We start from the raw sequence: 20,578 nt of genomic DNA, 5'->3' as shown, positions 1-20,578 counted from the left end.
GCAGCTTGCTCGCGATGGGCTGCGCAGCAGTCCTGAATCAGACCCCGGAGTTCTCCCAGGTGAACCGCATCCGCAGGTTTTGCTGGCGCTGCGCACCAGATCGCGGGACAAGCCACGCTCCCACGCCTTCGGCAGAAGCAGATCTGCACACGCACCCACCCTTCGGCAGAAACAGACCGGGTACGCTCAGGCTTTTGATTCTGGCCGGAAGCCGTGGGAGCGCAGCTTGCTCGCGATGGGCTGCGCAGCAGTCCTGAATCAGACCCCGGAGTTCTCCCAGGTGAACCGCATCCGCAGGTTTTACTGGCGCTGCGAACCAGATCGCGGGACAAGCCACGCTCCCACGCCTTCGGCAGAAGCGGATCGGCATAAGCACCCACGCCTTCCGTAGAAGCGGATCGGCGCACTCACCCACGCCTTCGGCAGAAGCGGATCGGCGTGCGCTCAGGCGAATTGGCCTCTGGCGTCACACGTCCTGAGGCACCGGTTTGGCCATGGCGGTGCCACGCCGCCCCATTTGCTTGACGTCATACATGGCCTGGTCTGCGGCTTTGAGCATGCCGTCCAGGTCCTGGCCGTGTAACGGGCAGATGGAAATGCCTACGCTGCACGAGACCGACAACACCCCCGCCGCTGTCACGATCGGTTTTTCGATGGCGGCGAGCACATGGATAGCCGTGTCCTCGGCACTGTCCGTCTCCAACAGGTGAGGCATCAACACCACAAACTCGTCGCCACCGTAACGGGCCACCGTGTCACGGGTGCCCGTGGCCTCCAGCATGCGGGCGGCGATCACCTGCAGCACCTGATCACCAACGGCATGCCCGTGCTGGTCGTTGATCCGCTTGAAGTGATCCAGGTCGATCAGCAGCACGGCGAACTGTGTTTGGCGACGGCGCCATTCTTCCAGCGCCTGGTCAAATTGATCCACCAGCAGAAAACGGTTGGGCAGTTGCGTCAGCACGTCATGAGTGGCCAGGTACGCTGCGCGCTGGTGCTCGGCGTCAGCGGTTGAAATCGCCGCGAAATGCCGCACCAGTGCCGCAGGCACGGCAATCAATGCGGCCAGCAGCAGCGTGAGGACGATCAGGGTTTCGGTGCTGAGGAGGTCGGCAAAACGCAGTTGCCGCTCGAATTCCAATGTGATGGGCTGCGACGTACTTTTGGCCTCGACCCGCTCGGCCCACAGCGGCAGCAGCCGGTGATCCAGCCAGCCCGCGAGGTCTGCCTGCTGGAACGCTATCCGGCTTTCGGCGTCCATGCCGGTCTTCATCATCGCGCTGACACTCACAAGGGGCTGTTCGGACAACCGCGGGATGACGTCCACAAACGCATCGGTCTTGATCAGCAGCAGCGCAACCATGGTGCTGCCGAAAAAGTTCGGCAGTGCAGGATTTCCGCTCCCGGCCGCCCGCCTGACGGACTGCATGAGAATGTAGGCGCGCCCCCCTTCGTACATCTCGAACACCGGCGAGGCGATGGGTCGGGTGTTGTTCACCGTGCGGGCAAGGGTGTGCGACAGATAAGGCACCGTTTCCAGCCGCACGCCATAAATAGCGCTGGACTGGGGATAGACCGGGTACATGAACATGATCGGCCAGGTTTCCGTCAGAAACGTCTGCAGGTCAGGCGACGAAACGTCCATGCCCGGAAACGGCTTGAGATGAAACTCCGGTTGCCAGGTCCTGCGCAACACGGACGCTACTTCCTCTTCGTCCGCAATGCTGACCGCCCGTGCCACTTCAATCATATAAATGTGCGGGTAGGCCGACATCACCACAGCGGCGTAACGGGAGGTCGACTGGGTGTCGCTTCGGTCAACCGCCTGGAGAAACGCCGAAAAGCCCGCCAGCACGGCATCGTTGGTGTCCAGGAAGTTGCCCACTTGCGAGGCGACCGTCTGCGCATACTCCGAAAATTGAGCCCGCCGGCGCTGGGTCTCGGAACGCAGCAGCAATCCCGCCGACAGCGCGACCAGGCCGACGGCGAAAATCATGAACACTACGATGGACCGGCGGCGAGTCGTCAACATTGAGGGAGTTTCCAGCGGCTGCGCCGGACTTGACGTGTCAGCGATCAGCGAAGCTAGCAAAAGGCCACGCCAACGTCCACTTCAACCCTTTGATGCGACGCAAACGCTGAACCTACCCGGCCCCGCCCCCGTCAGATAAGAAGCGGGATGAAAGGAATCCCGATCACCTTCTCAGCCTCGACCTTTGATGTGACAGAGGCCGGGTATCAGGGGCATTTATGGACAATCCAAAGAACATCATCGTCATCGGCGGCGCCATGGGCAGTATGGAGGCACTACGTTCGATATTCGCCGGCCTGGCCGCCGGGCTGCCTGCCGCCATCCTCGTGGTGGTGCACGGCTCGCCGGACCGCACGCTGGACCTGCCAACGGTGCTGGGCCGCTACACCCACTGGCCGGTGGCCTACGCCGAAGAAGGCTGCACCATCAAAGCGGGGCACATCTACATTGCGCCGCAGGCCAGCCACCTGGAAATCGAGACACCGGGTGTCATTCGCCTGAGCACCAAGCCGACGCCCTACCCGGTCCACCAGGAAGTCGACACCCTCTTCGCAAGCGCCGCAGCGGCGTACGGCGACAAAGTGATCAGCATCATCCTGTCGGGCAGTGGAGAGGACGGCACCCAAGGCGCCATTGCCATCACCGAGGCGGGCGGGTGGAACATCATTCAGGAAATCTCCGAAGCCGCGAAGCCGGGCATGCCTGAGAACGCGCTGCGCTTTGACGACCCGGATGAGCAGGTCCCGGCCTCGCGAATCAGCGCTCAGCTGCAGGAGGCAGTGGCGACCCGGCTCGCGCCTGTCCCGCTACAAAAGCAGTAGCAACGAGGCCCCATAGACCACGGCGCCGACCAGAAACGTCGCGAATGTGAAACCCAGCACGCGCTGGACACCGACGCCGGCCATGGCCACCACGGGCGCGGCCCAGAAAGGTTGGAGCATGTTGGACACTTGCTCGCCCATGGCCACCGCCATCGTGGTGCCGGGCAGGGACGCATGCAGCGTTACCGCAGCCGGAATCACGAAAGGCCCCTGCACCGCCCAATGCCCGCCGCCGCTGGGAATCAGAAACGTCACCACCAGCGAGCAGATGTAGCTCCAGAACGGCAGCGTGTGTTCGTTGGAGATCGCCACGAACGAGTTGGCGATCACGCCAGGCAGACCGGTGGCTTCCATGATGCCCATCAGCCCGCCGTACAGCGGGTACTGCAGCATCATTGAGCCACTTTGCCTAGCCGCATTCTTCACCGCATTGGCGTACGCCAGCGGGTAACGGTGCAGCAGGATGCCGGCGGTAAACATCACGAAAATCACCGCGTTCACACCCGTGAACGGCAGTTGCCCGAAGTAGGCGAAGACCATCACGGCCACCCCGCCGCCGCCCATCAGTACGCTGCCGAGCCATGAATATTCCAGGCGCTGGGCAAACGTCCACGGCCCTTCAGGCTTGCGCTCGGGTACGGGGTCCGGGTGTTGGGTGATGTCCAGTGCGATGACGTCATCGCCGCGCGGGCGCAGCACCGCCAGCACGAAGGGGATGACCAGCAGCATCACCAGATTGGGCACCAGGTTGAAGGGCGCGAACACCATGTCGCTCAGGCCCAGCACCTGCCCGGTCACTTTCTCCACTACGTTCATCGGGCTGCCCGCGGTGGACTGCGCCAGCACAATGGAACTCGACAAACCACCGGCCCACACCACCCAGCCGGAAAACCCTGCCGCCACAATCCACGCAAAATCCACGTGCATGCGTTTGGCGATTTCCCGCGCCAGCAGCGCACTCATCACCAGGCCAAAGCCCCAGTTGAAAAACGAAGTCACCGCGACGCTGACAAAGATCAGCGCGCCGGCCTGGGCCGGGGTCCGCGCCAGGCTGATCAACCGGGTGAAGAAACGTTGCACGATGGGTGCGTGGGCCAGCGCATGGCCCAAAACCAAGACCAGGGTGATCTGCAGGGCAAACGTGAAAATGTTGAAAAAGCCTTTGTACCAGCCGGACAGGATGGTGGTGGCCGACGCCTGCGGCCCCCAGATCAGCGCGCCGAGGGCAATCACAAAGGTCAGGAACACCGCCAGCACGAAGGGATCGGGGATGGTGCGTTCAAACACCCGGATCGTGTTGTCCGTAAGCCGCGTGCGCAGGCTGCGGGGTCTGCTCAGGGGAAGGGTCATGGGCGGGATCTCCGCGCAAGGCGGGGCAAGCCCGGGTTTTGCTCCAGGTCGATTGGCATGAGATGAATCCTATTGTGATTGTTATGGACAACTATGCAGGGGCGCCCCAGGCGCCGGGTGTACAACCATGATCGGCTTACAGCAGCGCTCCACAGTCGCGCAGACCGCTGATTTGCTCGTCGGTGAAACCGTGTGCGCGCAGGACCTGATCGGAATCCTGGCCGAACGCCGGTGCGGCGAACGGCTGAGGGCCTGGCGTGCGGCCATAGCGAATCGGCCGGGTGAAACCACGGTAATGGCCCACCACCGGATGCTGATAGTCGGCGATCAAGTCTTCGGCCTGGCTTTGCGGATGATCGAACATGTCTTCGATTCGCCGCGCCGCCGCACACGGCACGGCGTCGCCGAATTCGACTTCCCACTCCAGCGCGGTCCGCGCCTGCAACGCCGCATGCAGCTGCGGCACGATGACCGCGTGGTGTTCGGCGCGCCTGCGCACGCTGTCGTAGCGCGCGTCGAGCAGGTTCAGCAGCCCGGTCTTCTCGCACAGCGCCTGCCAGAAATGCGGGGTGTTGGCCGACAGATACAAATGCCCTTCCCGGGTCGGATGAATCCCGGTGATCCCGCCGGAGCGCATGTCACGGTCCATCTGCGCGGGCTCGCCTTCGGCCCAGATCAGCCTGGCCGATTGCATGGTCAAGGCGCTGCGCAACAACGACACGCCGACGTACTGGCCTTCGCCGGTCTTTTCACGCTCGAACAGCGCCGAGGACACACCGCCCGCCACCAGGGCGGCCGCGTAATAGTCCACCACCGAACCGTACAGCACTTCCGGCGGCCCATCGGGTTTGCTCTGCGCCGCGCACATCCCGGTCATGGTTTGCAGCACCTGGTCGTAACCGGCCTTGTCTTTCAACGGACCGCTTTCGCCGTACCCGGTCACCGCGCAGTAGATCAGACGCGGATTGAGCGCCTTGAGCTGCTCGTAGCCGATGCCCAGCCGATCCGGCACGCTGGGGCGAAAGTTATGCACCAGCACATCGGCGTCGCGCACCAGCGCATGGAGGGTCTGCAGCCCTTCAGGCCGCTTGAGGTCGAGCACCACCCCCAGTTTGCTGCGGTTGACGCCGAGAAATGCGCGGCTCTCGCTGGCCAGGGTCGAGGGGTATTTGCGCAGATTGTCGCCGGTGGGCGGTTCGATCTTGATCACGTCGGCGCCCTGGTCGGCCAGCAGTGAACAGCCATAGGGGCCCGCGATGTAGGCGCTCAGGTCCAGCACCTTGACGCCGCTCAACGGACCTATCGGTCCCGGGCGTTCAAGGCGTGAAGAGGGGGTGAGGCGCTCGCTCATGATCAGTCTCCGCAGTGCTTTTTATTCGTACGGCGCCCCCGCACTCGCGACCTTGAACCTCAGGCCTCGACAACGGCAGGGACACAGCGATGAAACAAAGTCTGAGCGCTGGGACACAAGATTAAAAATAGTTTTCAGTGGCTTCAGAGTGAAATAAAACTGGATTATTCCTGGGTATGACTCTCCTCGTACAGCACGTCGCAAAACGCGCTGATCAGCTTGACCTTGGCCGAGTTGCGCTTCCAGAGCAGGCCAATCGGTCGTTGCAGACCGGCACCGGGGAGCGGCAGTTGCGCCAGCGCGTCGAGGTTGGCGTGCAACGGCTGCCAGCGCGGCACCAGCGATACCCCCAGCCCGCCACCGACCATGGCAGCGATGGCGTCCAGCGCGTCGATCTCGAAACGCTCTTTGGGCGAAATGCCTGATTCCAGTAGGTAACGGTCGGCCAGCAGTCCGCCCCAAGAGCGGCGGTGATAGCGGATAAAGGGCTCGGCGCCCAGCACGTGGTGCGCCTCGCGGCCGGCCAGCGCCGCCGGTGCCAGCACGATGAAAGGCTCATCGCGCAGCGGTCGCCAGGTGAATTCCTTGGGCAGCTCGAACGCAGGCCGCACCATCAGGCCGACGTCGATGTCACCGGCCACGACCTTGCGATACAGCTCGGTGGAGACCGCAGGCTCAAGGTGGGTGTGCAGATGCTTGTGGCGTTCGATGAGTGTGGCCAGCACCCGGGGCACCAGATACGCCAGCGCCGTGGAAATGCAGCCGATGCGCAGATCGCCGGCAATGACGTCCAGCGCCGCGATGGCGCTCAGGTCCCGGGTTCGACGAACCAGCTCACCGGCGGGCTCGATCAGCGCCAGACCTGCGGCGGTGGCCTGCATGTTGCGCCCGGCCCGGGTCAGCAGCGTCGCGCCGATTTCGTGCTCCAGCGCCTTGATCCGCTGCGCCACGGCGGTCGGGGTGAGATTGAGCGCGCGCGCTGCGGCGGCCGTGGACCCCAGACGGGCGACCTGAAGAAAACTTTCGAGGTATCGGGTATCCATAGTGAATATTTTTTGGACTCTAATTCAAGTAATACTCACTTTAGTTATCTTCCTGCGCTTTGCAATATAAGACCGCCCCGCCTGCCCAGGCGCGGCCTATAAGAACAACACCGAGGACCGTCAATGCGCAGCAAACTCTTCGTGCCCGGGTCGCGCCCCGAACTTTTCGCCAAGGCCTTGGCCTCCCAGGCAGACGCGGTCAGCTTCGACCTGGAAGACGCCGTCGACCCCAGCGCCAAAGACAGCGCGCGCCAGCAACTGTCCGACTTTCTTCGCACCCTTGAGCCCACCGGCAAAACCGTGGTGGTTCGGGTCAATGATCAGTTCTCGCCCTACTATGAAAATGACCTCACCACCCTGGTGAGCGCGTCCGTGCAGGTGATCAACCTGCCGAAAGTGGAATCCGCCGCGCAGATCAACGCCCTCGCCCGCCGTCTGGACGAACTGGAAGCCGAACGCGGCATCAGCGTGCCGATTGCGATTCTGGCCACCATCGAATCCCCCAAAGGCCTGCGCCATGCGGCCGCCATTGCAGCGGCCAGTCCCAGGGTCTGCGGCTTGCAATTGGGTCTGGCCGACTTGCTCGAACCGTTGGGCATTGACCGCAAGGACCCGTGGACGCTGCATCAGATCCGCCTGACCCTGCGCCTGGCGGCGGGCGAAGCCGGTGTAGCGACTTACGACTCGGCCTTCGCCCGGGTCAACGATCCCGACGGTTTCGCCGCTGAAGCCAAGACGGCCAGGCAGCTGGGGTACGTCGGCAAGTCCTGTATTCATCCTTCGCAGATCGAGCTGGCCAATCAGGCGTTTGTCCCCGACGCCGATCAGATCGCTCATGCCCTGCGGGTCGTGGAGGCAGCCGCCAAGGCCGAAGCGGCGGGCATCGGCGCTTATATGGTCGATGGCCAGATGGTGGACGGACCGTTCGTGCGCAGTGCTCAAACCCTCCTGACCCAGGCACGCGATGCCGGGCTGGTGAGCTAGCCCCACCCCTCAGGCAGATCCAAGCAAGACCCGAACGTGGCCATTCGATGCCGCGTCGACAACAACAATAAAGAGGTGGCTATGCACAACGCCGAACCACTCGCCACGCCCTCCCCCCGTTCGCCGGCCAGCACTGCGGCGTTCTGGATGCAGGTGCGGGTCGGGTTCATTCCCCTGATCATTTACATCCCGCTGTCCCTGTTGATCATGGGTCTGATCCTCACCGGCGAGCTTAAATCCGACCTGCCGATCATGATTGCGGTGATCGGCATGGGCGGTGCGACCTGTGCCGAGATCGGCAAACGCATCCCGCTGCTCGGCAAGATGGGCGGCGCGGCGATTGTCTCCGCCTTCCTGCCGTCCTACCTGGTCAGCCTCGGCTGGGTCCACGCCGACCTGATCAAGCCGGTGACTGACTTCACCAAAGCCAGCAACTTCATTTACCTGTTCGTCTCGGCCGTGGTGGTCGGGAGTATCTTCACCATGGACCGCGAGCTGATCATCAAAGGCTTCGCCAAGATTTTCCTGCCGCTGGTGGTGGGCTCGGTGCTGGCCCTGGCAGCCGGTACGGCGGTGGGCGTGGCCTGTGGCATGCCGCTGCGCCAGGTGCTGTTTTTCGTGATCATTCCGGTAATGGGCGGGGGGCTTGGCGAAGGCGCCATTCCGCTGTCCGTCGGCTACGGGGAAGTCATGGGGGTCGACTCCGGACGCATCCTGGCGCAGCTGCTGCCGGTGATTCTGCTGGGCAACCTGTGCGCCATCATGATGTGCGGAGTGCTCGACCTGATCGGCAAACGTTATCCCCACCTGACGGGCAACGGTCGCCTGCAGCTTGGGGAAACACCTGCCGAGGCATTGCCGGTCATCGCCCCGACCGGCCAGGACAGCGGCGAGCTGGTCAACGATGTCATCGCCGCCGGCATGTGCGCCATTGCGCTGTACCTGGCCGGGGTGATGATGCACGCCCTGTTCGGCTTGCCGGGCCCGGTGTGCATGCTGTTTCTCGCGGTGTTGCTCAAGCTGCTCAAAGCGATACCGGCACGCCTGGAAAGCGGCGCCCGCACGCTGTTCAAGTTTTTCACCACCTGCGTCACCTACCCGCTGCTGTTCGCCAACTCCATCGCCGTAACCCACTGGAGCGAGTTGAGCTCGGCATTCCACGTGGGTAATTTGCTGACCATTGTCACCACCATCAGCGTACTGGTCCTGACCGGCTGCGTGATGGCGCGCAAGCTGGGCATGTACCCGATTGAAGTCGGCATCGTTAACAGTTGCCACAGCGGTCTGGGCGGCACCGGCGACATCGCGATCCTGACAGCGGCCAATCGCATGCAACTGCTGCCCTTCGCGCAGATTTCCACCCGCATCGGTGGCGCGATCACCGTGATGCTGGCCTTGCTGCTGTTTTCGCAACTGCCGCCCGCCTGATTCAGGAGCCTGCCCATGAATGCTTCACCCGTGCCTCATTCAACCGGTGTCGAGCGTCCGCAGCCCGTGTTGCCGACCAACGCCTGCGATGCCCACCTGCACATCCTCGATCCGCGTTTCCCACCCGCCATTGCCGGTACGCCAACACCGGCCGGAATGACCTGGGCTGATTACGGACTGCTGCAACAACGTCTGGGCTGCCGCCGCGCGGTCATCGTGCAGGCCAAGCACTATGGCTTCGACAATGCCTGCCTGCTGGACGCCATCGCGCGCAGCCAAGGCCAGGCGCGGGGGATTGCCGTGGTCGCGCCCGACATCAGCGACGCTGAATTGGCGCGCCTGGATCAGGGCGGCGTTCGCGGGCTGCGCTTCAGCCTGTGGAACAGCGGCAATGCCGTGGCGAGCTGGGACACCCTGGCGCCATTGGCTGCACGGATCGCGGAGCTGGGCTGGCATGTCCAGCTGCACGCGGCGGCCGATCAACTGGTGGCGCATGAACGGCTGATCGCCAGCCTGCCGACGCCGCTGGTGATCGATCACATGGGCCGTCTGCCGCCGCAGGCAGGTCTGGCCCATCCTGCTACGCAGTTGATGCAGCGCTGGCTGGACGGCGGCAACACCTGGATCAAACTGTCCGGCGCGTACCTGAACAGCGACAGCGGCGCGCCCGCCTACGCACCGACCCTGGAAACCGCGCGACAGCTGGTGCAATGGGCGCCGACCCGCCTGTTCTGGGGCAGCGACTGGCCGCACATCACCGAGCAACACAAGCCTGACGATGCGCAACTGGCCAATCTGCTGGGTGACTGGGCCGTTGAGCACCGGCAGACCCTTCTGGTGGACAACCCTGCCCTGTTCTACGGCTTCACCGACTGACCCTGGCTGGCCGACAGATTCGTTCCTGAAAACAATAAAAACCGTTGGAGTGCTCATGCCCTACCTGATCGATAGACGCCGCCTGCTCGGTGCAATGACCTGCCTGGCGCTGATGCCGGTTGTTTCCTTCGCGGCGGATAAAACCGCTTCGCAAGACGCTGCGCCTGGTGCCCCGACCATCGCCCAACAGCTGGCGGATTACGTGGCGGCGATGCAGTACAACAATCTGCCCGCCGATATCGTCGAGCGTGTGAAAGCGCACTTCATCGATGCGATAGGGTGCGCCATTGCGGCGTTGAATCAGCCACAGGTGCAGAAAGTCCGCGAGGTCGCGCTGGCCACACCGGACGGCGTGTCGACGCTGATCGGCAGCACGCGCAAAACCAGCATGGACCTGGCGTCCTTTGCCAATGGCGCGGCGGTGCGCTATTTCGACCTGAACGATTCCTACGCGGGGAAAGAGGTCGGGCACCCCAGCGACAACATCACGCCGTGCCTGGCCGTGGCCGAAGCGCAGAATAGCTCCGGTCAGGCGTTGATCCTGGCCATTGCGCTGGCCTATGAAATCGACTGCCGCTTGCTGGACACGGTACAGATCAGCGCCCGTGGCTGGGATCATCCCAACTTCAGCCTGCCGTCCGCCGCACTGGCCAGCGGCAAGCTGATGAAGCTGTCCAGCCAACAGCTGACTGAAGCCATCAACCTGTCATTGGCCGGGCACCTGGCGATGAATCAGACCCGCCTGCAGGTGCTGTCGAACTGGAAAGGCCTGGCGGACGCCGAAGCCGGACGCAATGCCATCTTTGCCGCGCAACTGGCCCGCGCCGGCCTGACGGGGCCTGCGCCCGCGTTCGAGGGTAACGCCGGGTTCTTCAAGCAGGTGTCCGGGCCGTTCACCCTGGACACCGAGCAATTCGGCGGCCGGTCCGGCACGTTCAGGATCGCCGACTGCCAGATCAAACCCTACCCCGCCCAGGCGCTGTTGCAAACGGCGATTGCCGCCGCGACGAAGGTCGGCCAGGCCATCCCGGACATGGACAAGGTCACGTCCATCGTCATCGCCACCTCCCATGTCGGTCACCAGTACTCCGCCGAATCGCCGGAAAAATTCGCCCCCAAGACCCGGGAAACCGCCGACCACAGCCTGCCGTACATCGTCGTGCGGGCGATGCTCGACCATGAGATCAAGGATTCCAGTTATTCGGATGACGCCCTGAACGACCCGCGCCTGGTGGCATTATTGAAGAAGCTGACGGTGGAAGAAGACGAGACCCTGACCAAGATGTCCCCGCAACGGCTGCCGACCCGGGTCACCGTGACGCTGGACGACGGTCGCGTCATCACCGAGCAGGTCGATGACCTCCCAGGCTTCGGCGGCAAGCCACTGGAACGTCAGGGCACAGAAGAAAAATTCCTGCGCTCGGTCAAGGGAATCTGGTCCGAGAAACAGTCCCGGGCGTTCTTTCAACTGGCGTGGGACCTTGACCAGCAGCGGGACTTGAAGGCGCTGTTCAAGCATATGGTGACGGTGGGGTGAGCTCGATGAGCCGGGAATTCAGACATCCCCTACCGGCAGGCACAAAAAAAGGGCCCAGATTGCTCTGAGCCCTTGATTCACTGATTTGGCGGGGAACTAGGGATTCGAACCCTAGAAACGCTATTAACGTTCGCCGGTTTTCAAGACCGGTGCATTCAACCACTCTGCCAATTCCCCGATGCTTTCGAACGGTGGAAGTATGGCCTAGCCATATCCCCCCTTTCGTTGCGGGCGCCATAATACCCGAATGAAACACGCTGTCAAACTCTCCGGCTACCCCACGTCAATCGCTCTGTTATGATCTTTGCAACTTCACATTTCAACCATCAGGAGTAGCGCCATGCGCGAACAGGATTACGCAGTCAACAACCGCGTGCAGGTCGAGCAGCTAGAGGTTAGCCGCGTCCTGCGCAACACTTACGGCCTTCTGGCCCTCACCCTGGTCTTCAGCGGTGTCATGGCCTTCGTCGCTCAGCAGATGAATGTCCGCTACCCAAACGTCTTCGTGGTGCTGATCGGCTTCTACGGTCTGTTCTTCCTTACCAACAAACTTCGTGATTCGGCCTGGGGCATCGTGTCGACCTTCGCCCTGACCGGTTTCATGGGCTTCATCCTCGGCCCGATCCTGAACCGCTACCTGGGTATGCAGGGCGGTGCTGAAGTGGTCAGTTCGGCGTTCGCCATGACCGCGCTGGTGTTCGGCGGCCTGTCGGCTTACGTGCTTATCACCCGCAAGGACATGAGCTTCCTTGGCGGTTTCATCACCGCAGGTTTCTTCGTGTTGATGGGCGCAGTGCTGGTCAGCCTGTTCTTCCAGATCAGCGGCCTGCAACTGGCGATCAGCGCAGGTTTTGTCCTGTTCTCGTCGGCAGCGATCCTGTTCCAGACCAGCGCGATCATCCAGGGCGGCGAACGTAACTACATCATGGCGACGATCAGCCTGTATGTGTCGATCTACAACCTGTTCATCAGCCTGTTGCAGATCTTCGGCATCATGAGCCGCGACGACTGATCACCGACCGCGTATCAACAAAAAGCCCGCTTCGGCGGGCTTTTTGCTGTCTCGGGTTCATGAATTCTTTATCATTGCGTGCATTCTCCTCTCCAGCCCGCTGACCGAGCCGCCCATGAAGTTCGCCATCGCCCTTTATTCCGCCGCCCACGCGCCCTCCTCGCGCCGCGCGCTGCTGTTCGCCCAGGCTGTGCTGGCGGGCGGACATGAGATCGTGCGCTTGTTCTTCTATCAGGATGGCGTCTACAGCGCGTCGGCCAACGTCGTTGCACCACAGGACGAACAGGATATTGCCGCTCAGTGGCGCAGCTTCGTGACTGAACATGCGCTGGATGGCGTGGTGTGCATCGCCGCCGCTTTGCGCCGAGGCGTTCTCAATGAGGAGGAGGCCGATCGTTACGCCCGCCCGGCCGCCAATCTGTCCGCGCCGTGGGAGTTGTCCGGGCTTGGCCAGCTGCACGATGCGGTGCAATCGGCCGATCGACTGATCTGCTTCGGAGGGCCCTGACATGGCGAAATCACTGCTGATCATTAGCCGGCAGGCGCCCTGGTCCGGCCTGAGCGCTCGCGAGGCGCTGGACATCGCGCTGGCGGGCGGCGCCTATGATTTGCCGGTCGGGATGTTGTTTCTCGATGACGGCGTGTTTCAGCTCTCATCTGGTCACGACGCCAGTCAGTTGCAGCAGAAAGACCTGGTTGCCAACCTCAAGGCCTTGGCGATGTTCGGCGTTGAGGATATTTACGCCTGCGGCACCAGCCTGTGGGACCGGGGCATCTTCCCGGACAAACTGAATATCGAATCGCTGACGTTGGTGGATGACCAGAAAATGGGCGCACTCATTGACCGCTATGACCAGGTGATCACACTCTGATGTCGACCTTACACGTGCTGTCGCACTCGCCCTTTGCCGATACTCGCCTGACCAGCTGCCTGCGCCTGCTCGGACCGAACGACGCCGTCCTGCTGTGCGGCGATGCGACCTATGCCCTTGCGGAATCCAGCATTCCACGCAAAGCACTCGAATCACGGGTCCCCGACCTGAACCTGTTCGTGCTGGATGAAGACATCAAGGCACGCAGTGTCTTCGTCCCTCGCTGGGCGAAGTGCGTCGACTACCGTGCTTTCGTCGAGCTTTCAATCCAGTACGACCGGGTCAACACCTGGCTATGAAACAGCTCATCGTCGAAGGCCGCACGCTCTCGCTGGACAAGGACGGCTACCTTGAGGACCTGAACGCCTGGTCTCCCGAGGTCGCCGAGTCGCTGGCCCTGGAAGAAGACATCGTCCTGACCCCTGACCACTGGGAAATCCTCACGCTGCTACGTGAGTTTTACCAGGAATTCCAGCTGTCCCCGGCCACTCGCCCACTGGTCAAGTACACCGCACTCAAGCTCGGCACCGAGAAAGGCAACAGCCTGCACCTCAATCGCCTGTTCAACGGCACTCCCGCCAAACTTGCCGCCAAGCTGGCGGGCCTGCCCAAGCCGACCAATTGCCTATGAACATCCCGACTGCACTCGTCATCCAGACGCCTACCGAACATCCATTTGCCCCATTCGTGCGCATCCTCGGCAAGGGCAAGCGCGGCGCCCGCAACATGACCCGCGAAGAAGCCCGGGAAGCCATGGGCATGGTCCTCGATGAAAAAGTCGAAGACACGCAACTGGGTGCGTTTTTGATGCTGTTGCGTCATAAAGAGGAAAGCGCCGAAGAGTTGGCCGGCTTCACCGAAGCGGTGCGCGAGCGCCTGGACGCCCCGCCGCTGGCCGTGGACATCGACTGGCCGACCTACGCCGGCAAGAAACGCCACCTGCCCTGGTACTTGCTGGCGGCCAAGTGTCTGTCGCAAAACGGTGTGCGCGTGTTGATGCATGGCGGCGGCGCGCATACCGCCGGGCGGCTGTACAGCGAACAACTGCTTGACCTGCTGGGCATCCCGCTGTGCCGCAACTGGCAGGCGGTGGGCGAAGCGCTGGAGCAACGCAACCTGGCGTTCATCCCGCTGATCGATTGGGCGCCGCAGTTGCAACGCATGATTGACCTGCGCAACACCCTGGGGCTGCGCTCGCCGATCCATTCGCTGGCGCGGATTCTCAATCCGTTGGGCGCGCGCTGTGGCTTGCAGAGTATTTTTCACCCGGGTTATCAAGCCGTGCACCGAGACGCCAGTTCGCTGTTGGGCGACCACGCGATTGTGGTCAAGGGCGATGGCGGCGAAGTCGAAATCAATCCGGACACGATCAGCCATCTCTACGGAACCACAGCGGGGCAACCGTGGGATGAGGAATGGCCGGCGCTGTCGGATCGACGCCACGTGAAACCGGCAATGCTGGACCCTGCGCAGCTCGTGGCGTTATGGAAAGGCGAAGTGCAGGACAGTTATCCGCAATTGGCGCTGATTGCGACCATGGCACTGGCGTTGCGCGGCCTGGGGTTGACCCGGGAGCAGGCGTTCGCCCAAGCCGACGTGTTCTGGGCCAACCGGGATAGATCGATCTAGCCGATCATTGCACCCCACCCTTTGCGCTATTTCCTCGAACGAATCTGCTTAGACTGTTCTCCAAGGTACGCACGTACATAACATTTGGAGACTGAGATGGGCCTGCTCGTCGAAGGGCGCTGGCAAGACCAGTGGTACGAAAGCAGCAAAGATGGGGCGTTTCAGCGTGAACAGGCGCAACGCCGAAACTGGGTCACGGCCGATGGCACACCCGGACCGTCAGGCGAAGGCGGCTTCAAGGCCGAAGCCGGCCGCTACCACCTGTACGTCTCGCTGGCCTGTCCGTGGGCCCACCGCACGCTCATCTATCGCAAGCTCAAGGGCCTGGAAGGCTTGATCGACGTCTCGGTGGTCAGCTGGCTGATGCGCGAAAACGGCTGGACCTTCGACACCGAAAAAGGCTCCAGCGGCGATGCCCTCGACGGTCATGAGTTTTTCTATCAGCGCTATCTGGCCGACACCCCGGATTACACCGGGCGCGTCACCGTGCCGTTGCTCTGGGACAAAAAGCTGCAGCGCATCGTCAGCAATGAGTCCGCCGAAATCATCCGCATGTTCAACTCGGCGTTCGACGACCTGACCGGCAATCGTCTGGACCTGTACCCGGACGCCTTGCAGTCGTCCATCAATGAGCTGAACGACCGCATCTACCCGGCGGTGAACAACGGCGTTTATCGCGCAGGCTTCGCCACGTCCCAAGGGGCTTACGAGCAAGCGTACGATGAGGTGTTTGCCGAACTGGATGCGCTTGAAACGCTGCTGGGCGAAAAGCGCTACCTGACCGGTGAGCACCTGACCGAAGCCGACATTCGGCTATTCACCACCATCGTGCGGTTCGATGCGGTTTATCACGGTCACTTCAAATGCAACCTGCGCCGGATCGTGGATTACCCGAACCTGAGCAACTGGCTGCGTGAGCTGTACCAGTGGCCGGGTGTGGCGCAGACCGTGGATTTCTACCACATCAAGCATCACTACTACGCCAGCCACAGCACTATCAACCCCACCGGTATCGTGCCGAAGGGGCCGGAGCAGGATCTGAACGCGGGTCATGATCGTGAGCGGTTGAGTGGTCGGGGCGTTTGGACACGCGAGACCTGATTGACGCAGTCCCCTGTAGGAGCTGACGAGCCCGTGCGAGGCTGCGATGACGGTTTTTTTGACACACCGCGATCGCAGCCTCGCTCGGGCTCGTCAGCTCCTACAAAAACGTGCGCCATCAGTCAGAGCGGTGATTGGGCAGTCAAACGCTCGCCTGAGCCCCTTCGAACCACGCCAGTTTGTCGCGCAGTTGCACCACTTCCCCGACGATCACCAGCGTCGGCGCGTGCACTTCATGCTCCGCCACCAGCTGCGGGAGGTTGGCCAGCGTGCCAGTGAATACCCGCTGATTCACCGTGGTGCCCTGCTGGATCAACGCCGCCGGCGTGTCCGCCGAGCGGCCATGCTTGATCAGTTCGTCACAGATGATCGGCAAGCCAATCAAGCCCATGTAGAACACCAGCGTCTGGCCGGGCGAGACCAGGTCATTCCATGGCAAGTCAGTGGTGTTGTTTTTCAAATGACCGGTGACAAAGCGCACGGATTGCGCGTGGTCGCGGTGGGTCAGCGGGATGCCCGCATACGCCGCACAACCGCTGGCGGCGGTGATGCCCGGCACCACTTGAAACGGGATGCCGTGGGCCGCCAGTTCTTCGATCTCTTCGCCGCCGCGCCCGAAAATGAACGGATCACCGCCCTTCAGGCGCAGTACGCGCTTGCCCTGCTTGGCCAGCGTCACCAATTGCTGGTTGATCTGGTCTTGAGGCAAGGCGTGGTCGGCGCGCTGCTTGCCGACGTACACACGGTCCGCATCGCGGCGGCACAGTTCCAGAATCGCCGGCGCCACCAGTCGGTCGTACAGCACCACGTCGGCCTGCTGCATCAGGCGCAGCGCCTTGAACGTCAACAGGTCAGGATCGCCCGGCCCCGCGCCCACCAAGTAGACTTCGCCGGCAGCACTGGGTGCATCGCCGTCGATCTTGGCCTGCAACAGACGCTGAGCTTCGGCGCCCTGCCCGGCCAGTTGCCGATCCGCAATCGGTCCCTGAAACACCTCTTCCCAGAACGCCCGGCGCTGCTGGACATTGGGGAACAGGTTCTTGACCTGGTGCCGAAAGCGCGCAGCCAAGCCGGCCAGATGGCCGTAGGTCGGGGGAATCCAGGTTTCGATCTTGGCGCGAATCAATCGCGCCAGCACCGGGGCGTCGCCGCCGCTGGAGACCGCAATCACCAGCGGCGAACGGTCAACGATGGCGGGAAAGATGACGCTGCATAACGCCGGCGCATCCACCACATTGACCGGCATGCCCCGCAGGCGAGCGTCATGGGAGACCTGAGCGTTGAGGGTTTCGTTGTCGGTCGCCGCGATGACCAGCACGCAACCGTCAAGATCCGGTTCAAGGTAACCGCGCAACCGCTGCTCGCCGGCGCTGCTGGCAATCAGCTCGCCCAGCTCCGCACCAATCTCGGGTGCAACGACCCTCAGCACCGCACCGGCATCTGCGATCAGGCGAGATTTGCGCAAGGCAATCTCGCCGCCGCCCACGACCAGCACATGCCGGCCCCGCAGGTTATGGAACAGCGGCAGAAATTCCATTTAGCCGATGACCTCGATACCGCCCATCCAGGGCTTGAGCACCTCGGGCACGCGGATCGAACCGTCAGCCTGCTGGTAGTTTTCCAGCACCGCGACCAACGTGCGGCCCACCGCCAGACCGGAGCCGTTCAAGGTGTGCACCAGCTCAGGCTTGCCGGTTTCGGGGTTGCGCCAGCGGGCCTGCATGCGGCGCGCCTGGAAATCACCGCAGTTGGAGCACGACGAAATCTCGCGGTACTTGTCCTGGCTCGGAATCCAGACTTCCAGGTCATAGGTTTTCACGGCACTGAAACCCATGTCGCCGGTGCACAGCGCCAGCACGCGATACGGCAATTCCAGCAGCTGCAGGACGCGCTCGGCATTGCCGGTGAGCCCTTCCAGCGCTTGCATGGACGTGTCCGGTGCGACGATCTGCACCATCTCGACCTTGTCGAACTGGTGCTGACGGATCATGCCGCGGGTGTCACGGCCCGACGCCCCCGCCTCGCTGCGGAAACACGGGGTGTGCGCAACGAACTTCATCGGCAGCAGCTTGGCGTCGAGGATTTCCCCGGCAACGATGTTGGTCAACGACACTTCGGCGGTGGGGATCAGGTACAGATCCGCCTCACCTTCGCGGGAGATCTTGAACAGGTCCTCCTCGAATTTCGGCAACTGGCCGGTGCCTTGCAACGCTGGCGCCTGCACCAGATACGGGGTGTAAGCCTCCTCGTAGCCGTGCTCGTTGATGTGCAGCGTGATCATGAACTGCGCCAGCGCGCGGTGCAGACGGGCAATTGGGCCGCGCAGCAAGGCGAACCGGGCGCCGGACAGCTTGGCGGCGGTTTCAAAATCCAGCCAGCCGTATTTTTCGCCCAGCGCGACATGGTCCTTGACCGCGAAGTCGAAGGTTGCAGGCGTGCCCCAAGTGCGGACTTCGACGTTTTCCTCTTCGTCAGCGCCAACGGGCACCGATTCGTGGGGCAGGTTCGGCATGCTCAGCAGCATGGCGTCGAGTTCGGACTGAATGGCGTCCAGCTCTTTCTTGCCGGTGCCCAGCTCTTCGGCCATGCGGTCGATGTCGGCCATCAGCGGTGCGATGTCTTCGCCGCGCTGCTTGGCCTGACCGATGGATTTGGAACGCGCGTTACGCTCGGCCTGAAGCTGCTCAGTGCGGGTCTGCACCGTCTTGCGCTGGGTTTCCAGCGCTTCGATGCGGGCCACGTCCAGTGTGAAACCCCGGGAAGCCAGGCGATCCGCTACGTCCTGAAGCTGGGTACGTAACAGTTTGGAATCGAGCATATCGTTCTCTCGTATTAAAGAATTCGGGTCAAAGACAGGCCAGCCCATGTCGCGAGCAGCCCGCCGAGTACGCTGATCAGGGCGTAGCCAATGGCCAACGGCGCCTGACCGCTTTCCAGCAGACGAATGGTGTCCAGTGAAAAGGACGAAAAGGTCGTCAGGCCGCCGAGAAAGCCCACCATCAAGCCGGCGCGTATCTCGATCGGCACTTCCGGGCGGATCAGAAACAACCCGTACAGCACGCCAATCAGCAGGCAGCCGACGATATTAACGGCCAGCGTCGCCGTGTAGAAGTAGCGCGGCCAGTTGGCGGCCACCAGATTACCGGTGGCGAAGCGCAATAATGTACCAGCCACGCCCCCGACGGACACAGCAACAATCAATGGGATCACTACTTTCTCCGCTTGCGAGGGCTTGCGCTGTCGAGCGCGGCCAGATGCTTGAGCTTTTCGCCGATTTTCAATTCCAGGCCACGGGGCACCGGCTGGTAGTACTGACGCGGTTCCAGCTCGTCCGGGAAATAGTCTTCGCCGGCGGCGTAAGCGTCAGGTTCGTCATGGGCATAGCGGTATTCTTCGCCATAACCCAGCTGTTTCATGAGTTTGGTCGGCGCGTTGCGCAAGTGCAGCGGGACTTCCAGCGAGCCGTGCTCGGTGGCTTCGCGCATGGCCATCTTGAAACCCATGTACACCGCGTTACTTTTCGGCGCACAGGCCAGATAGACAATCGCCTGGGCCACTGCCAGCTCCCCTTCCGGACTGCCGAGCCGCTCCTGGACATCCCACGCCGACATGCACAGCGGCAGCGCGCGCGGGTCGGCATTGCCGATGTCTTCGCTGGCCATGCGCACGACGCGACGGGCCAGGTACAGCGGGTCGCAGCCGCCATCGATCATCCGCGCGAACCAGTACAGCGCGGCATCGGGATTGGAGCCACGTATCGATTTGTGCAGCGCGGAAATCTGATCGTAGAACGCCTCGCCGCCCTTATCGAAGCGACGACGGCTGTCACCCAGCAGGCTCTGCAGTAACTCAACATCGATTTCGCTGTTGTCTTCGGCCAGATCAGAGGCGTTTTCCAGGAGGTTGAGCAAGCGTCGCCCGTCACCGTCGGCGGCCGCCAGCAAAATCTTGAAGCCTTCATCGCCCAGGCTCAGGTGACGATTGCCCAGGCCGCGTTCCTCGGTCAGCGCTCGATCCACCAGCTTGCGCAGGGCCACTTCGTCCAGGCTCTTGAGCACATAGACACGGGCACGGGACAGCAGCGCGTTATTGAGTTCGAACGAGGGGTTTTCGGTGGTGGCGCCGATGAAGATCAGCGTGCCGTCTTCCACATACGGCAGGAACGCATCCTGCTGCGACTTGTTGAAGCGGTGCACTTCATCGACGAACAGGATGGTGCGGCGTCCATATTGCCCCGCCTGCTGCTTGGCAGTTTCGACGGCCTGGCGGATTTCCTTGACCCCCGCCAGCACGGCGGACACGGTTTCGAAGTGAGCATCCGAGACCTTGGCCAGCAGGCGCGCCAGGGTGGTCTTGCCCACGCCCGGCGGCCCCCAGAAAATCATCGAATGCAGCACACCCTGCTCCAGCGCCTCGCGCAGAGGTTTGCCGTGGGCGAGCAAGTGCTGCTGACCGACGTACTCATCCAGATTGGTCGCACGCAGGCGTGCGGCCAAGGGTTGAGCGATCGGTTCACTGCTGAACAGGTCCATTGATGAACGT

20 protein-coding genes and 1 tRNA gene are annotated in these 20,578 nt (G+C 62.5%); 12 read left to right on the top strand and 9 right to left on the bottom strand.

Annotated features, from left to right (window positions below):
• Nucleotides 1-466 precede the first annotated feature (466 nt).
• Nucleotides 467-2,032: a sensor domain-containing diguanylate cyclase gene (locus ABQX22_RS24995; RefSeq protein WP_349802562.1), complete on the bottom strand. Its 1,566-nt coding sequence runs from the start codon at nt 2,030-2,032 to the stop codon at nt 467-469.
• A 218-nt stretch (nt 2,033-2,250) separates the two neighbouring features.
• Between ABQX22_RS24995 and ABQX22_RS24990 the strand changes: the two genes are divergently transcribed.
• Entirely contained in the window at nt 2,251-2,853 is a 603-nt protein-coding gene (locus tag ABQX22_RS24990; protein ID WP_349802561.1) for a chemotaxis protein CheB, read from the top strand.
• On the opposite strand, the gene ABQX22_RS24985 is transcribed toward ABQX22_RS24990, so the two are convergent.
• The 3 genes from ABQX22_RS24985 to ABQX22_RS24975 all read right to left on the bottom strand — a co-directional run bounded on the left by ABQX22_RS24985 (nt 2,839) and on the right by ABQX22_RS24975 (nt 6,597).
• Nucleotides 2,839-4,203: a short-chain fatty acid transporter gene (locus ABQX22_RS24985; protein ID WP_349802560.1), complete on the bottom strand. Its 1,365-nt coding sequence runs from the start codon at nt 4,201-4,203 to the stop codon at nt 2,839-2,841. The two genes, ABQX22_RS24990 and ABQX22_RS24985, sit on opposite strands and share 15 nt — an antisense overlap.
• Nucleotides 4,204-4,339: 136 nt before the next feature.
• Nucleotides 4,340-5,554: a CaiB/BaiF CoA transferase family protein gene (locus ABQX22_RS24980; RefSeq protein WP_349802559.1), complete on the bottom strand. Its 1,215-nt coding sequence runs from the start codon at nt 5,552-5,554 to the stop codon at nt 4,340-4,342.
• Between the two features lie 164 nt (nt 5,555-5,718).
• On the bottom strand, nt 5,719-6,597 hold the full coding sequence (locus ABQX22_RS24975) for a LysR family transcriptional regulator (protein WP_349802558.1): 879 nt from the start codon (nt 6,595-6,597) through the stop codon (nt 5,719-5,721).
• A gap of 123 nt (nt 6,598-6,720) precedes the next feature.
• Here ABQX22_RS24975 and ABQX22_RS24970 point away from each other — a divergent pair, with 123 nt between their 5' ends.
• From ABQX22_RS24970 to ABQX22_RS24955, 4 genes are all read left to right on the top strand, one after another.
• On the top strand, nt 6,721-7,581 hold the full coding sequence (locus tag ABQX22_RS24970) for an HpcH/HpaI aldolase/citrate lyase family protein (RefSeq protein ID WP_349802557.1): 861 nt from the start codon (nt 6,721-6,723) through the stop codon (nt 7,579-7,581).
• Nucleotides 7,582-7,662: 81 nt separating this feature from the next.
• Nucleotides 7,663-9,009, top strand: coding sequence for a 2-hydroxycarboxylate transporter family protein (locus ABQX22_RS24965; protein ID WP_349802556.1), 1,347 nt, complete (start codon nt 7,663-7,665; stop codon nt 9,007-9,009).
• 15 nt (nt 9,010-9,024) lie between these two features.
• Nucleotides 9,025-9,885, top strand: coding sequence for an amidohydrolase family protein (locus ABQX22_RS24960; RefSeq protein WP_349802555.1), 861 nt, complete (start codon nt 9,025-9,027; stop codon nt 9,883-9,885).
• Nucleotides 9,886-9,940: 55 nt separating this feature from the next.
• Nucleotides 9,941-11,422, top strand: coding sequence for an MmgE/PrpD family protein (locus ABQX22_RS24955; protein WP_349802554.1), 1,482 nt, complete (start codon nt 9,941-9,943; stop codon nt 11,420-11,422).
• 86 nt (nt 11,423-11,508) lie between these two features.
• Here the strand turns inward: ABQX22_RS24955 and ABQX22_RS24950 are convergent.
• Nucleotides 11,509-11,599: transfer RNA gene (locus ABQX22_RS24950), tRNA-Ser, on the bottom strand.
• Between the two features lie 163 nt (nt 11,600-11,762).
• Here ABQX22_RS24950 and ABQX22_RS24945 point away from each other — a divergent pair.
• From ABQX22_RS24945 to ABQX22_RS24915, 7 genes are all read left to right on the top strand, one after another.
• Nucleotides 11,763-12,434 (top strand): Bax inhibitor-1/YccA family protein, encoded by a 672-nt coding sequence (locus ABQX22_RS24945; RefSeq protein WP_349802553.1) that lies wholly within the window; start codon nt 11,763-11,765, stop codon nt 12,432-12,434.
• A 115-nt stretch (nt 12,435-12,549) separates the two neighbouring features.
• Complete coding sequence (tusD, locus tag ABQX22_RS24940) at nt 12,550-12,942, top strand: sulfurtransferase complex subunit TusD (protein WP_349802552.1); 393 nt, start codon at nt 12,550-12,552, stop codon at nt 12,940-12,942.
• A 1-nt stretch (nt 12,943) separates the two neighbouring features.
• On the top strand, nt 12,944-13,306 hold the full coding sequence (tusC, locus tag ABQX22_RS24935; RefSeq protein WP_349802551.1) for a sulfurtransferase complex subunit TusC: 363 nt from the start codon (nt 12,944-12,946) through the stop codon (nt 13,304-13,306).
• Nucleotides 13,306-13,605: a sulfurtransferase complex subunit TusB gene (tusB, locus tag ABQX22_RS24930; protein WP_349802550.1), complete on the top strand. Its 300-nt coding sequence runs from the start codon at nt 13,306-13,308 to the stop codon at nt 13,603-13,605. The genes tusC and tusB overlap by 1 nt, the downstream gene beginning before the upstream one ends.
• Nucleotides 13,602-13,937: a TusE/DsrC/DsvC family sulfur relay protein gene (locus tag ABQX22_RS24925; protein ID WP_349802549.1), complete on the top strand. Its 336-nt coding sequence runs from the start codon at nt 13,602-13,604 to the stop codon at nt 13,935-13,937. The genes tusB and ABQX22_RS24925 overlap by 4 nt, the downstream gene beginning before the upstream one ends.
• On the top strand, nt 13,934-14,935 hold the full coding sequence (locus tag ABQX22_RS24920) for a glycosyl transferase family protein (RefSeq protein ID WP_349802548.1): 1,002 nt from the start codon (nt 13,934-13,936) through the stop codon (nt 14,933-14,935). The genes ABQX22_RS24925 and ABQX22_RS24920 overlap by 4 nt, the downstream gene beginning before the upstream one ends.
• A gap of 96 nt (nt 14,936-15,031) precedes the next feature.
• Entirely contained in the window at nt 15,032-16,036 is a 1,005-nt protein-coding gene (locus ABQX22_RS24915; protein WP_349802547.1) for a glutathione S-transferase family protein, read from the top strand.
• A gap of 142 nt (nt 16,037-16,178) precedes the next feature.
• Here ABQX22_RS24915 and cysG read toward each other — a convergent pair whose 3' ends face one another.
• From cysG to ABQX22_RS24895, 4 genes are read right to left on the bottom strand one after another with little or no spacing between them, the layout of a single operon-like run.
• Nucleotides 16,179-17,573 (bottom strand): siroheme synthase CysG, encoded by a 1,395-nt coding sequence (gene cysG / locus ABQX22_RS24910; protein WP_349802546.1) that lies wholly within the window; start codon nt 17,571-17,573, stop codon nt 16,179-16,181.
• The gene (gene serS, locus ABQX22_RS24905; RefSeq protein WP_349802545.1) at nt 17,574-18,854 is read right to left on the bottom strand and encodes a serine--tRNA ligase; all 1,281 of its coding nucleotides are present in this window, start codon (nt 18,852-18,854) and stop codon (nt 17,574-17,576) included.
• A 14-nt stretch (nt 18,855-18,868) separates the two neighbouring features.
• A complete protein-coding gene (gene crcB, locus ABQX22_RS24900) occupies nt 18,869-19,246 on the bottom strand; it encodes a fluoride efflux transporter CrcB (RefSeq protein WP_349802544.1) in 378 nt (125 codons plus the stop codon).
• Nucleotides 19,246-20,568 carry a replication-associated recombination protein A gene (locus ABQX22_RS24895; RefSeq protein WP_349802543.1) on the bottom strand — a complete coding sequence of 441 codons (1,323 nt, stop codon included), beginning with the start codon at nt 20,566-20,568 and terminating at the stop codon, nt 19,246-19,248. Before ABQX22_RS24895 ends, crcB begins: the two co-directional genes overlap by 1 nt.
• Nucleotides 20,569-20,578: the final 10 nt, after the last annotated feature.

This window comes from Xanthomonas sp. WHRI 1810A (assembly GCF_040202885.1).
Taxonomy (GTDB): domain Bacteria; phylum Pseudomonadota; class Gammaproteobacteria; order Pseudomonadales; family Pseudomonadaceae; genus Aquipseudomonas.
The sequence above is the reverse complement of the archived record's forward strand: the minus strand, read 5'-3'. Positions and strand labels throughout refer to the sequence as shown.